The sequence below is a fragment of the Jeotgalibacillus proteolyticus genome, from assembly GCF_050107735.1.
Lineage (GTDB): Bacteria > Bacillota > Bacilli > Bacillales > Jeotgalibacillaceae > Jeotgalibacillus > Jeotgalibacillus proteolyticus_A.
This window is the reverse complement of record NZ_JBNILO010000005.1, coordinates 25,770-39,770: the sequence shown is the minus strand read 5'-3', so window position 1 is coordinate 39,770 and position 14,001 is coordinate 25,770. Positions and strand designations below refer to the sequence as shown.

Annotated in this window: 11 protein-coding genes; 10 read left to right on the top strand and 1 reads right to left on the bottom strand. The window is 42.7% G+C overall.

The features are described 5' to 3' along the window. Nucleotide 1 precedes the first annotated feature (1 nt). The 3 genes from ACQCT8_RS09260 to ACQCT8_RS09250 all read left to right on the top strand — a co-directional run bounded on the left by ACQCT8_RS09260 (nucleotide 2) and on the right by ACQCT8_RS09250 (nucleotide 3,067). On the top strand, nucleotides 2-1,087 hold the full coding sequence (locus ACQCT8_RS09260) for a GerAB/ArcD/ProY family transporter (RefSeq protein WP_426870400.1): 1,086 nt from the start codon (nucleotides 2-4) through the stop codon (nucleotides 1,085-1,087). Next, nucleotides 1,084-2,187, top strand: coding sequence for a Ger(x)C family spore germination protein (locus tag ACQCT8_RS09255; RefSeq protein WP_426870398.1), 1,104 nt, complete (start codon nucleotides 1,084-1,086; stop codon nucleotides 2,185-2,187). The genes ACQCT8_RS09260 and ACQCT8_RS09255 overlap by 4 nt, the downstream gene beginning before the upstream one ends. Before the next feature lie 73 nt (nucleotides 2,188-2,260). Next, complete coding sequence (locus ACQCT8_RS09250; protein ID WP_426870396.1) at nucleotides 2,261-3,067, top strand: glycerophosphodiester phosphodiesterase family protein; 807 nt, start codon at nucleotides 2,261-2,263, stop codon at nucleotides 3,065-3,067. A 42-nt stretch (nucleotides 3,068-3,109) separates the two neighbouring features. On the opposite strand, the gene ACQCT8_RS09245 is transcribed toward ACQCT8_RS09250, so the two are convergent. After that, the gene (locus ACQCT8_RS09245) at nucleotides 3,110-4,090 is read right to left on the bottom strand and encodes a M23 family metallopeptidase (RefSeq protein WP_426870394.1); all 981 of its coding nucleotides are present in this window, start codon (nucleotides 4,088-4,090) and stop codon (nucleotides 3,110-3,112) included. 211 nt (nucleotides 4,091-4,301) lie between these two features. Between ACQCT8_RS09245 and ACQCT8_RS09240 the strand changes: the two genes are divergently transcribed. From ACQCT8_RS09240 to ACQCT8_RS09210, 7 genes are all read left to right on the top strand, one after another. Next, on the top strand, nucleotides 4,302-5,354 hold the full coding sequence (locus tag ACQCT8_RS09240) for a fatty acid desaturase (RefSeq protein ID WP_426870392.1): 1,053 nt from the start codon (nucleotides 4,302-4,304) through the stop codon (nucleotides 5,352-5,354). A 187-nt stretch (nucleotides 5,355-5,541) separates the two neighbouring features. Next, nucleotides 5,542-6,669, top strand: coding sequence for a histidine kinase (locus ACQCT8_RS09235; protein WP_426870390.1), 1,128 nt, complete (start codon nucleotides 5,542-5,544; stop codon nucleotides 6,667-6,669). Nucleotide 6,670: 1 nt separating this feature from the next. After that, entirely contained in the window at nucleotides 6,671-7,270 is a 600-nt protein-coding gene (locus ACQCT8_RS09230; RefSeq protein ID WP_426870388.1) for a response regulator, read from the top strand. A 460-nt stretch (nucleotides 7,271-7,730) separates the two neighbouring features. After that, entirely contained in the window at nucleotides 7,731-9,461 is a 1,731-nt protein-coding gene (cydD, locus tag ACQCT8_RS09225; RefSeq protein WP_426870386.1) for a thiol reductant ABC exporter subunit CydD, read from the top strand. Further along, nucleotides 9,458-11,173, top strand: a complete 1,716-nt coding sequence (gene cydC, locus ACQCT8_RS09220; protein ID WP_426870384.1) for a thiol reductant ABC exporter subunit CydC — start codon at nucleotides 9,458-9,460, stop codon at nucleotides 11,171-11,173. The genes cydD and cydC overlap by 4 nt, the downstream gene beginning before the upstream one ends. Before the next feature lie 145 nt (nucleotides 11,174-11,318). Next, the gene (locus tag ACQCT8_RS09215; RefSeq protein WP_426870382.1) at nucleotides 11,319-13,487 is read left to right on the top strand and encodes an ATP-dependent helicase; all 2,169 of its coding nucleotides are present in this window, start codon (nucleotides 11,319-11,321) and stop codon (nucleotides 13,485-13,487) included. After that, nucleotides 13,488-13,979, top strand: a complete 492-nt coding sequence (locus tag ACQCT8_RS09210) for a hypothetical protein (RefSeq protein WP_426870380.1) — start codon at nucleotides 13,488-13,490, stop codon at nucleotides 13,977-13,979. The last annotated feature ends 22 nt before the right edge of the window (nucleotides 13,980-14,001 follow it).

Below are 14,001 nucleotides of genomic sequence, written 5' to 3'. Positions count from 1 at the left end.
AGTGGATAACAATAAGCTGAAAAAACTAAAAGGATATCATGTTGTTTTCCTTGTTCAAAATACCATGGTGGGACTCGGACTTTTGTCTCTTCCCAACCAGTTAAGCTCTATGGGGTACAGCCAGTGGTGGCTGCCGCTGATGCTTGGAATGATAGCAAACCTGACGCTCATCCCAATTATTTGGCTGTTTTTACGTTATCCCCAGGATAATATCTTTACATTAAACGAGAAAATGATTGGAAAGGTTTTAGGGAAAGCCCTTAATCTATTTTTGGTTGTGTATTTGGTTATTTTTATCGCTTCTATTATAGAGGGATATCTTGATTTAATCATGATCATTGCACTGCCTGACCGAACCATTACGGCGCCACTGTTTATCCTGTTTATCCTGCTTTTATATGTAGTGCATGGCGGTATAAAATCCATCGCGAGATTTTGTGTGATGAGCTTTATCCTGACCGTGTGGATGGTCTATTTTCTTCAGTGGCCCATACTTGAGGGAGATATACGTCATTTACTGCCGGTTACAAATTTCACGTTTGAAGATTTTTTAGTTGCCACACGAAACGGGTATTTTGCTATTTGCGGATACGAACTTATTATGACGTATTTCCCCTATATTATTAATCAGAAAAAGGCATTTAAAAATGCAAGTATTGGTATTTGGATTACGATCTTCATCTATACCGGGGTGACAATCGTGAGTGTAATGTATTTCTCAGAATGGCAGATGAAGGAAGTGCTTTACCCTATTTTAAAGCTGTACAAGGCAGTTGAGCTGTCATTCGCAGAACGGATTGATGTGTTGGGGATCTCTCTGTGGGTATTTCTTATTACGTCGAGTGCGGCTGCGTATTTATGGGTGGCAAAAAAAGGGATGGATGCTTTCCGTTCCAATAATAAAACGTATCATGTGTACCTGATTTCTATTTGCATTTTTATCTTTATCAATATTCCTTTTTCAAAGGACACACAGGAAATGATTTACGATAATTTGTTTTATTTTAAATTTGCCATTATTCTATGGCCGAATTTTTTAATTCTTCTTCATGCGGTGAAATCCAGAAGAAAGCAGGCTTCATCATGAATATACGGATTGCATGGCTCATTTTTTGCTCCCTTCTTTTAATGGGATGTGCCTCTGAACTTAAACCAAGTGCAGTAGAAGATGTAGCGTTGGTCAGTTTAATTGGCATTGATTATGTAGACGAGGAGAATATGTCGGTGACGCTTGCCATTCCCCAGTTCAGTTCTTCCACAGAACAGACAAATCAAATTTATACCACACAAGCGGGCATGATCAAAGAAGCCATCGTAGATCTTTCCTCGCAGGCGGATAAAGAAATTAAATTAAATGGCTTGAGAGTTGTTTTATTTAATGAAGAATTCGCGACTAGCGGAAAAATGTGGGAAGTAGTAGAGCATCTGTATCGAAATCCGGTCATTGGCGGAAATGTGTTCGTGGTGATCGTTAAAGACACTGCAGAAGGACTTCTTAGTGGCGATTATCCCGATAAGCCAAGTATCGTGACGTATATGAATGCCCTTTTGAAGCCGAAGCCGCATATTATGTTTAGTCCTTTTACGACCATTCATAATTTTATGTACGCCCATTCAAACCCGGTAGTAGATATAATAGTTCCTTATCTTGAGCACAAAGAAGGCATCGTTGAGCTTTCAGGAATTGCCCTATTTAAACATGACAAAATGGAAGAAGTGTACTCGCGGGAAGAAGGACAAATTGTTCAAATGCTTTCCGGGGCAAAAAAAATCCCTGCTGCTACGATACCGCTCAGTTCGAACGGAGAGGAAAGAGAACAAGTCGTGATCGACTTTCTGAAAACAAAAGTTGATTACTCTTCCAACAAAGATGTGCATCATCCGGTCCTTGATATTACCTTAAAATTAAAAGGCAGCATTTATGAATATCGTGGAGAAAAAGACCTTTCAAAAAGAAGTGACTATTCGAAGCTGGAAGAAGAGGTGAGAAAGTTTACGGAAGAGCAGGTGGAAGGGGTCATCGATGATCTGAAGGAGAAAGGGATCGATCCTATCGGATTAACCGAAAATTTTCGAATGCATCATCACGGAGAGTGGACCGAGGAAATGAATCAGCAGGTTCTTGAAAACCTGGAGTATAACCTGAAGGTGGAAATGCAGATTTTAGCCACAGGAACATTACGCTAAAGAGAATTTGAAGGAATTTGATGTTTAAAATAGCTCATACTACAGAAGCAGACTGTCATTGAGGTGTTGAAGAATGAAGTATTTACTGATTTTGATGGTTTTATGGTCGTGGACAAGTCCATCAGAAGAAAAAGTGGATTCCTTCGCATGGACAAAACACAAATTAATTGCACATGCAGCAGGAGGAATTAAAGGAAAGGACTACACAAATAGTGAACAGGCTTTTCGCAATAGCTACAGCAATGGCTATAAGCTGATAGAAATTGATCTTTCCCTCACTAGTGATGGCCATCTTGTGGCACGTCATGGCTGGGATGAGACATATGGTCAGGAGTTTAAACCGAAAAATAAAGCTCTTTCTTATAATAAATTCATTAAGCTTCCTTACTATTTGCACTATACACCGCTTGATTTTGAGCGCGTCATTAAACTGATGGAAAAGCATCCCGAGATCTATGTGCTGCTTGATGGAAAAGGAACCTCCTCTAAAGACACTGAAAAACTTTACAAGCAAGTCGGGGAAAAAATAAAGGATGTGGATCAGCGAATAGTGGAACGGCTGATTCCTCAAATGTACTACCGCGATGACATAGACATTATCAGGAGCTATGGATTTGAGGATGTTTTGTATATTGTAGGAAGGGAAAATCATCCTCCTGAATCAATTCTTGCATTTTGTCAAAAACATGATTTGCGTGCAGTTGGCATCTCGAAAGCGAGAGTGAATGAATCGCTGGTAGAGATGCTTTATAAAAAGGGAATTGTCACTTATGTTTACACCATTAATGATTTAGATGAAATGTATACATTCTTTGAAATAGACGTGCACGGATTTTACACAGATTATGTGATTCCTGAAGAGATTGAAGAACTGGAATAAAAAAAGAAAACCCGCGCTGCACAGGATTTCCTGCAGCCCGGGTTAATTTTGCTGTCTTTCCCAAATGCGGAGTGAAGGATAAGGGTCAAATGCCCATTCCGTTCGTCCGTTATCTAAATACATGCCGTAATGCAGATGCGGCGGGAATTTTCCGCTTGTTCCTTCCTTACCGTAACCTGAGCTGCCCACATACCCGATAATGGTTCCGGTTTTTACAACATCACCTTTTTTAAGCTCCTTGTTAAAGCTGCCCAGATGAGCAAAGTAGTGGTAGATATTGTGTATATCACGAATGCCGACACGCCAGCCGCCATATTCGTTCCAGCCCATTACTTCAATTACGCCGTGAGTAGCGGCTCTGACCGGAACGCCGTAATTTGCAAAGAGGTCCGTGCCCTCATGAATCCGCTTGCCGCCCCACCCCCGGTTATCGCCCCAGGTGCTGCGGTAGCTGTAATTATGCTCTTTCGGAAGAGGGAAAACATGATCGTATAAATCAAGCGTATTATTTTGCTGATATATTTTTGAGATGGTCATGATCTGACGCACCGTTTCTTCGCGTCTGTAATACTCCCACAGAGCGATGGAGAAATTTTCTTCCGCATTTCCAAATTCACTTAAATAAGCGGCCATGGTATAGAGAACGTCCTCTACATCATTGCGATCCGCTTTCCCATCATTATTTCCATCAAGGCCTTTGCCTCCAAAAAGATCAATGGTCGCAGGAGAGGTGTCCTCCTTATTTGGATTCATGGAGCCGGCCCAGTAATCTTCATGAAATTGAATGGCAATGGAGCTGTCCCTTTTTGGAATGTCATCACGGACAAGCTGGATATTTCGCTCAAACTGATCGATAGCAGCCAAGTAGTACCAGGGAATAAAGTGTTCGGTGCCGTATTGAATATAATATTCCATCCGCTCTGACAATAATTCTTCCCTGGAGGTTTTCGCCTCGGCAGACAAAGAAGAGGTGAAGAGAACAAACACTAAGATGCTGCATAAACTAATTCTTTTCACATTCAACCCTCCATTCCGGCTACGCTTATTTTCTCCATTCTCCTTCTATTTCATCATTCCAAATTCCGGGATAAGCGGCAGAAGAAAAGCATGTATTTCATCGGTACATGACAGATGTCATGAATAAGAGTTGACACTCATGACTTCTTTCTTTTTTGGCAAAGCTTTAAGATGAGGTCATAAGATCAACAAAAACGATTTAGCTTGGGAGGCAAATATGAGTAAACAAAAAACGGCTGAACTTAGAAAAAGCGTCTCACCTTTTGAGAAATCAGACTTTAAAGCAAGTGTCCAACAAATGATTAATACCATTCCACCATTTTTTCTATTATGGTTTTTAGCTTATCAAAGCTTATCGATATCTATTTTACTGTCACTCGCACTTTCTGTAGTGGCTGCCGGATTCGTGGTTCGAATCTTTATTATCTTCCATGACTGCTGTCACGGATCGTTCTTTAAAAATAAAAAAATTAATACGATATTGGGTACCGTTACCGGCGTTATTACCATGTTCCCTTTTGAAAAGTGGAAGAGAGAGCACTCCATTCATCACGCAACCAGCAGTAATCTGGATAAACGCGGAGTTGGAGATGTATGGATTATGACGGTGGACGAGTACGCCGCTGCTTCTTTTAAAGAACGACTGGCTTACCGCTTGTACCGCAATCCGCTTGTTATGTTCGGACTGGGTCCGCTTTATCTTTTCTTTGTAACGAACCGCATGAATCGTAAAGATGCACGCAAAAAAGAAAGAAACAATACGTATTTAACAAATGCAGCGATTGTCGCTGTGTATGCCCTGATGATTTGGGCAGTCGGCTGGCAGGCATTTCTGCTGGTTCATGGTCCGATTATGTTTGTATCAGGCTCGCTTGGCATCTGGCTGTTTTATGTACAGCATCAGTTTGAGGATTCTTATTTTGAAGATGAATCAGAATGGGATTATGTTAAAGCAGCGGTGGACGGCAGTTCCTATTACAAATTGCCAAAAGTGCTTCAGTGGGTAACCGGCAATATTGGCTATCACCATGTGCATCACTTAAGCCCGCGTGTTCCCAATTACAATCTTGAAAAAGCGCACGAATCTACACCGCCTCTTCATCAGGCAACGACCATCACAATGGGGTCAAGTCTTCAATCGATCCGATTCCGCCTGTATGACGAGAGCCGTAAAACATTTGTTAGCTTTAAAGAAGTGAAACAGCGCATAAAAACAGGAGAACTGAACGTGCAGCTTAACCGGAAAATAAGCAGCGTTGAAGGAAAATAACCTTTACTTCACCCGTCCAATTGGGCGGGTGTTTTGGTTTTGGTGTTCTTTAGTGCAGTAAAGGGGCCTGGCCCCTTTACTGCACTAACGCGTTTTTCGGTATACTGAAAAGCAGAAAAGGACAGCTTTTTACGGTGAGTTTGCAGGGTTAATTTGATATAATATAGAAAAGAAAGGAAGGGCTTGGGTGCGTAATTGGTATAATATTTTTCCAAAGAATACGGGTTTGAACATCTACATATGGATTATTTTTTGTATGCTTCCGTTTTATTTTATTTTCAGGTCTTCTTCCTGGATTGAAATTGCGACAGGCATACTGATGATTTTGCTGTTTTTCATTGCGTACAGACTGACTTTTTTAACTAAAGGGTGGGTCAACTATGTGTGGGTAGGGATTGCAATTGCGATCAGTATCGCGATGACGGTCATATTCGGTTTTGTTTATTTCGCTTTATTTCTCGCGTTTATGGTGGGGAATGTTCAAAATAAAATTGGATTTTTTATTTTATATGGAATTCTTGTGTTAACGACGATTGCTACCGTGAATATCGCATTTTTTACGCAGGATGAATTATTTTTCTCTCAATTTCCTTTTGTGTTAATCAGTGTTATCGGTGTTATTCTTCTGCCTCTGAATTCGTATAACAGCAATAAAAGGGATAAGCTTGAAACACAGCTGGAGGTGGCAAATGAGCGTATATCCAAGCTCATTGTAATGGAGGAACGCCAAAGAATCGCACGGGATCTTCACGATACACTTGGCCAGAAATTGTCGCTGATCGGGCTGAAAAGCGACCTTGCCGGGAAGCTGATGACAGCAGATCCTGAAACAGCCAAAAAGGAAATTCTGGATATCAATCAAACAGCAAGAACAGCCCTCAAGGAAGTGCGTGAACTTGTTTCGGATATGAGAGGCACAAAGCTTCGGGATGAGCTGGTGCATGTGAAGCAGATTTTAAACGCTGCTGGGATTGCTTTTGATATACAGGGAACGGGTACTTTGCAGCACACACCTTTTCTAGTGGAAAATGTCCTGAGTATGTGTTTAAAAGAAGCCGTTACAAATGTCGTAAAGCATAGTGAAGCAGATCTGTGTGAGATCAGCATTCTGCAGACATCTGAAGAAATTCGTTTGCATATACAGGATGACGGAAATGGTCTGGCAGAAGGAGCGGATCGTGACAGCGGAAACGGTCTGCAGGGAATGAGAGAGCGCCTGGAATTTGTGAATGGTTCAATGGACATCCGTTTTTCTGAAGGTACATCATTGACCATACGGTTGCCTGTTGTCATTAAAGAATCAAAGGAGGAGTAACATGATCCGGATTGTATTAGCTGAGGACCAGGGAATGCTGCTTGGTGCATTGGGGTCCCTTCTTGATTTGGAAGAAGATATGGAGATTGTCGGAAAAGCTAAAAATGGAGAAGAAGCGCTGGAGCTGGTTAAGCAGGAGAATCCCGATGTGTGTATTATGGATATTGAGATGCCATTGATGAGCGGGCTCGATGCAGCGCTTGAACTAAAGGACCATCCTTGTAAAATCATCATCCTGACGACCTTTGCAAGATCAGGTTATTTTGAGCGTGCCCGAAATGCAGGGGTCAGCGGCTATTTGTTAAAAGACGGACCGAGCGATGAATTAGCCAATTCAATCCGCACCATTATGGAAGGCCGCCGTATTTATGCGCCTGAGCTTGTAGATATGGCTTTTGCAGATGTAAACCCCTTGACCGAGCGTGAAAAGCAGGTTATTGAACTCATTGCAGAAGGCAAAAACACCAAAGAAATTGCGAGCGAACTTTTTATCACAAACGGTACCGTGCGCAATTATATTTCGGTAATCCTGGATAAATTAGAGGTAAGCAACCGTATTGAAGCCATTTCCCGTTTTAAGGAAAAGGGCTGGTTTAAGTAACAGAGGAGAAGCAAAGCTGTTAAGCGCCTATCTTTTCTGGCCATTTAAAGCCGTTTTACTGCCCAGCAGGCGAATGATTTCTGTGGAAACAGAGATGAGCCTGTGCGGGTAATCCTGGACGGGTCTTCGTTTTCTGTTTGGAGCAGTCCGGTTCATTCCTTGCCGTTTTTCAATATCCTCTTCGTATGTGCTTCGAAGGATTCACTGACAAATTTAAGTAATAAAGCTAAAACTATTAAGTGTATATTAGCAATATCCTCCGCACATACTTCTGCGATTTTCCTCCGTATCTCCCGCAATTTTGTGCTTTGACACAGAATTTTCTCGTTTTCACATATCCCAGCCCCTTAAAGATGAAAATACTCTTATAATTAGGTATAATAAAAATAAAATATATGTGAAAAAATTCACAAAGTAATTTCATGAACGTATATTGCTTGCTGATAGGAGAATCTCTCACATGAATGTTTTAAATCCTTATCTTAAACAATATAAAGGCACACAGATTTTTTTAGTGGTCACAGCTATTTTAACCGGTTTGAGCATTATTGCGCAGGCGTATTTAATCGTGCTTGCTGTAGATCGTGTTTTTCTTCAGGGACAGCCGTTTGAATCGATTGTCCCTATTCTGGGCTGGCTGGCACTTGCCTTGCTCCTGCGGGCTGGACTTACTTTTGCCAGCGGACGGGCAGGAGTCCGTATGGCATCAAAAGTGAAGCAGGATTTTCGCAGGAGGCTGCTTGATAAGTTTTCAAAAAACCCGGTGCAGGCTTCGCTTCAGGGACAGTCGGGTCAAAAGGTAAGTGTCATGATGGATGCAGTGGATGAGATTGACAGCTATTTCAGCCGCTACATTCCCCAGGTGATTCAAACGTCCATCATACCCCTGATGATCCTGATTATTGCATTCAGCCAGCATCTTTACACCGGTCTTCTGATGATTATAACAGCACCTTTTATTCCGCTGTTTTTTATTATCATCGGCATTAAAACGCAAAAGAAATCAGAAGAACAGTTGGATAAGATGGCTGCTTTTTCGGGTCGCTTTTTGGATACGCTTCAGGGGTTGACTACACTGAAATTATTTGGCCGGTCTGCTAAGCAGAAGGACGCGATACGCGAAAGCAGCTACGGCTTCAGAGATGCGACAATGGACGTGCTGAAGGTCGCGTTTATTTCTTCCTTAATGCTCGAGTATATTTCTATGCTGAGCATCGGGCTGATTGCACTTGAACTTGGTCTTCGGCTTGTAGTGTTTGAAAGTGTCACTTTTTTCACTGCATTCTTCCTGCTGGTTCTGGCTCCAGAATTTTATTTAGCGATTAAAGAGCTGGGCAGCGCTTTTCATACCGGAAGAGGCAGCATGGGGGCTGCAAAAAAAATTATAGATGAACTTGAAAAGGACGACCAGCCAGTGGCGTGGGGGGAAAGACAGCTTGATGTTTCCCATCCTCCTGTTATACGCCTTAAAGAAGCAGGCTTTAAATATGGTGACAAAGGCTTTGAGCTAACCGGTGTATCTGCTGAGATCAAGCCTTATATGAAAGTAGCAGTTGTGGGACGCTCCGGTGCAGGTAAATCTACTTTGCTTCATTTGCTTGCCGGACTTGTCGCGCCGTCAAAAGGGAGCATTGAAGTTGAAGGTCACCCTTTATCCCATTATTCCGAGGAAGCATGGTTTGATGAAGTCAGCTATATATCACAGAAACCATATGTGTTTTCAGGCACCATTGCCCAAAATATTGCTATAGGCGGTGGCAGGCAGGCAGCACGTGAAGACATTATAGAGGCTGCACAAAAAGCAGGGATTTCAGAAATGGTTTCATCTCTTTCCCAGGGCTATGATACGCCAGTTGGAGAAGGCGGACGAGGATTATCCGGCGGGGAAAAACAGCGTCTGGCCATTGCTAGAGCATTTCTAAAAAACCCGTCCATTATTTTATTTGATGAACCAACTACCGGACTTGATTTAAAGACTGAACAAATTCTGCAGGCATCGATTAAAGAGCTTTCTAAAGAATCCACAGTCATTACGGTCGCACACAGGCTGCACACCATTCAGGATGCGGATCTTATTTTATTCCTTGAAAATGGTGAACTGAAAGGTGCCGGCACTCACGAAGAATTGATGAATGAAGAAACTGATTATCGCAGCATGGTGTCACTGCAGCAGGGAGGGAATTCAGCATGAAGGACCTGTCCATTGTTTTGAAAGAAGTAGGGCGTGAAAGAAAAGACATTTTTATGTCCATTTTATTTGGGTTTTTGGCGGGCATTACGGCCGTCGGTTTATTTGCATCAAGTGGATATCTGATATCGAAGGCGGCCCTGGTTCCACCTCTATACGCACTGACGGTTATGATTGCACTTTTAAAAATGTTCGGTCTTGCACGTGCAGTCAGCCGCTATGGAGAGCGCCTTTATTCTCATAGAGCTACGTTTTCAATTTTGAGTAATTTAAGAGTGAATTTTTTTGAAAAGCTTGAACCTCTTGCACCAGGCATTTATCAAAAATACCGGAGCGGAGATTTATTGGCGCGGATTGTAGGAGACGTGGAAAGTCTGCAAAATTTCTTTCTGCGTGTGTATTATCCGCCTATTGTACTCGTTATTGTTTTTTTAAGTACCATTGCTTTTACGATGTTTTTCTCGGTGTATATTGCGCTCGTTTTAGTCATTGGCCTAATTTTAACGGCTCTGGTTGTGCCAGCCTATTTTGCTTTTAGCCAGCGCAAAATCGACTCACGTGTGCGTGAACAGCGAGGGGAGCTTTCGACAGAAGTGACGGAGCTTTTATACGGCTTCCGGGAGCTGAAATTGTATCAGCGATTAGATGAAAAAGAAAATCTGCTGAAAGCTTCTTCTCAGAATTATATTCAGGAACAGGAGCGCGAAGGGGTTCAATTGATATTTAACCAGTCAGTTAATACAGCGGTCTCCCTGATGATTTCATGGGTGGTGCTGGCGCTTGGTGCCTATCTGGTAACAGAAGGCCAGTTTGACGGGCTGTTTTTAGCGATGCTGGTAATGATTTCTCTTACTGTTTTTGAAAATGCAACTCCTATGGCAGCTTTGCCTGGGAACCTGGAAGAAAGCAGAACGGCTTCAAACCGGCTGTATTCGGTGGTGAAAGAAGAGCCAGCAGGCACTTTAGAGCCCATCACTTCACTGCCCGAATCACAAGCGCTGTCTGTTCGTTTTGATGAGCTTTCCTATCAATTTGAAGGTGAAGAGCAACAAGCAGTACGTAACGTGAGTTTTTATCTTCCTGAAGGTTCAAAAACGGCGATTGTGGGTCCAAGCGGTTCAGGGAAATCAACGGTGCTGATGCTCATGTTAAAAGTGCTTCAAGCAAGCGAAGGTGATCTGCAGCTGGGCGGACATTCCATTAAGCATGTAAACGATGAGGATATTTGGTCCAAATCAAATGTCGTCCTGCAGGATAATCATTTTTTTTATGGCACCATCCGGGAGAACCTTGAGCTTGCTGGAACCGGCTTTTCAGATGAAGAGTTTAAACATGCTCTTTATCAAGTTGAACTGTCTCATTTTGATCTCAACAGTGAAGTTCTTGAGCGCGGTGAAAATCTTTCCGGCGGTGAAAAACAGCGTCTTGCGATTGCCCGTGCGATGCTGAAAGGGCAGCGGCTGTGGATCTTAGACGAACCCACTTCCTCGATTGATGCCCTGACTGAGCAGGTTCTGTACGAGCGTTTATTCAAGCAGGCTGCTGATGATACACTCGTTCTTGTGAGTCATCGTCTCACGGGTCTTGAAAAAATGGATCAGATTATTGTGATGGAAAAAGGGGAAGTTGTAGAAGCCGGATCTTTTAATGATCTCATGGCTAAGCAAGGCTACTTTTATGAAATGAAGCAAATTGAGAAAAGTGTTTTTGGGTAGGAGCAGCATAAAAGGCGTCCGGAATAGATCATTTCTGGGCGTCTTTTTTATGGAGTGAGTTTGCCTCTGCCATGACCTTTCCACAAAACTTCTTCAAAATGATACAATCAAATCATCGATAAATTAACGTGTCAGGAGTTTGAAAATGAGTGCAGAAGAATTTTTTCTAAGAAAACGTAAGGAGCTGAAGGTTTCCCTTAATGAGGTTCAAAAAAGAGCTGTGCTGCATACGGAAGGGGCGCTGCTTTTACTGGCTTCACCCGGCTCGGGTAAAACGACCACCATAATTATGCGCATTGGCTACTTAATTGAGGTTAAAGGCGTTTCACCGGACCGCATTAAAGGAGTCACCTTCAGCAAGGCATCAGCTGAAGATATGAAAAGCAGGTTTGCACGGTTTTTCCCTGAGCTTGAGCCGGTTGATTTTTCCACGATCCACTCACTGGCATTTTCCGTGGTGCGGGAGCATTGCCGGGAGCATGGCATAGAATACCAGCTAATTGAAGGGAATTTTGATCCTGCCAATCCGGCTGCCAACAAAAAGATGCTCCTCCGTACACTTTTTCAAAAGCTGAACGGGGAAACGATAACAGACGATCAGCTGGAGGAACTTTCGAGCTATATCAGCTTTATAAAAAACAAGCTGCTGCCCAAAGAAAAGTGGTCAACCATTCCGTGTGAAGTCCCGCAGGCAGAAAGAATTTTTCAGCAATATGAAGAAACAAAAGCGCAGAATAAAAAGCATCTCCTGCTTGATTATGATGACATGCTGACGTTTGCAAATGAAGCACTTGCCTCGAATCGACGTTTATTGAAAAAGTATCAGCAAAAATACGAGTACCTTCTGACAGATGAAAGCCAGGATACCTCTCTTGTGCAGCATGCCATTATTGAAAAGCTTGCTAAGCAACATGGGAATTTATGCGTTGTAGCAGACGACGACCAGTCGATTTATACATGGCGGGCTGCCGAACCGCAATATTTACTGGATTTTAAAAAGGTATATCCGGACGCAGCCGTTTTGATGATGGAGCAAAATTACCGTTCCACTCCTCAAATTGTCGAGCCTGCTAACCGGTTTATTAAACGAAACAAAAACCGATATGATAAAAATATGTTCACTCAAAATACGGAAGGAGATAAAATCAGCATCAAAGTGTTCCCGGATTATGAGGACCAGTCCCGCTATATTGGACGGGAGCTTGCTGCATTAACGAATTACAAGGAGGCGGCGGTGCTGTACCGGACGAATAGTTCAGCCATTCTACTGATGAATGAACTTGACCGCGCGGATATCCCCTTTTACATGAAAGATTCAGATCAGCGATTTTTTTCTCACTGGGTAGTGGAAGATATCCTGAATTTTATGCGGCTCACGTTTAACGATAAACGAATCGATATTTTTGAGCAGTTTCACTCAAAGTGCAAGGGCTATATTACAAAGCAGCAGGTTCAACAGCTAAAAGGCGTGCCTTCTCAGGATTCCGTCTGGGACAAGCTGATTCAGCATGTTCCATTAAAGGATTATCAAATTAAACAGGTGAAAGCATTAAAACAGACCTTTCATTTAATGAAGGATGAGGCACCTTATCCTGTGATTAAGCTGATCCGGGAGCGCGCAGGCTATGACAAAGCGCTTGAGAAAATGAGCGAGCGATTGGGTTTTTCAATGGATCATCTGAAAGATATACTTATGACGCTTGAAGAAATTGCGCGAAAAGAAGAAACAATGAAAGGCTTCGCTGCCCGTTTAAAGCATTTGGAATCTCTGCTGAAAACATCAAAGTTCAATAAAAATCAAAACGCAGTAACCCTCTCCACCCTGCACAGCTCTAAAGGATTGGAATTTAAGAACGTTTATATGATGGATTTGATTGCGGATGTGATTCCTTCTAAAAGCGATCAAAAAGAAAGCGATGAGGGGAATAAGGAGCCAATGGAAGAAGCGGCACGACTGTTCTATGTGGGAATGACAAGAGCCCAGGAGCACCTGGAGCTCCTGTCTTACCGCATCCGCAACGGCAAGGCCACGAAACCTTCTCTATTCCTATTAAATGTGAATCACATCATCAACCCGCCGGAAGAAAAAGAAGAAGCATCCATCCATGCACGGCCAGTCCCAAAAAATCCGAATGCCCTTACAAGAGTTTCAGAGCTGGAAGTTGGCAGGAACGTCAAGCACCGGGTCTTCGGGCGGGGAGAAATCCTGGGATTTGTTGACGAGGGTCTTGAAATCCGCTTTACTAAATCCACTAAAAAGCTGTCCATCGAAATGTGTTTGACCATGGGGCTGCTTGAACCGGGTGATCAGTAAATGGGCGAGAGGCACATCACCTACACTGCCAAACCGCAAAAATGGGCGTTTGCTCTCATTTTCTTTTTCGCAGTTTTGCCGCTGCCCTATATGATGCAAAATCAGGCAGGGCCGGTGTTGTGGATCTACATCGTTGTTTTAAGCGGAATTTTACTGCTGGGTTTTCTCCGTTTTGAGATTAAAGTGGAAACGGGAGCCCTGCACTATTCGATCCAGTTGTTCTCTAAGTCTATTTATCAACTCTCGCTTCCTCCGGAGAAGATAAAAAGAATGCTGTTTTGCCGTTTCGGCTGGACATCTAAAGGCGTGGTCATTGGATTGCAAAAGGGGTTTTCAATTCGACTCGTCCGTTTTTCGGATGCTGGCATTCAAGCTGTTTACATCTTTGCATGCGAACATGAACTTTCTGTTCATAAAACGGATGAATATCTCTCGCTTGAAAAATCAACGGCAGCCTCAAAAGAGCGACATGAAAAAGGTAGGAAATTATAAAGATCTAATGCGTATCATGAGT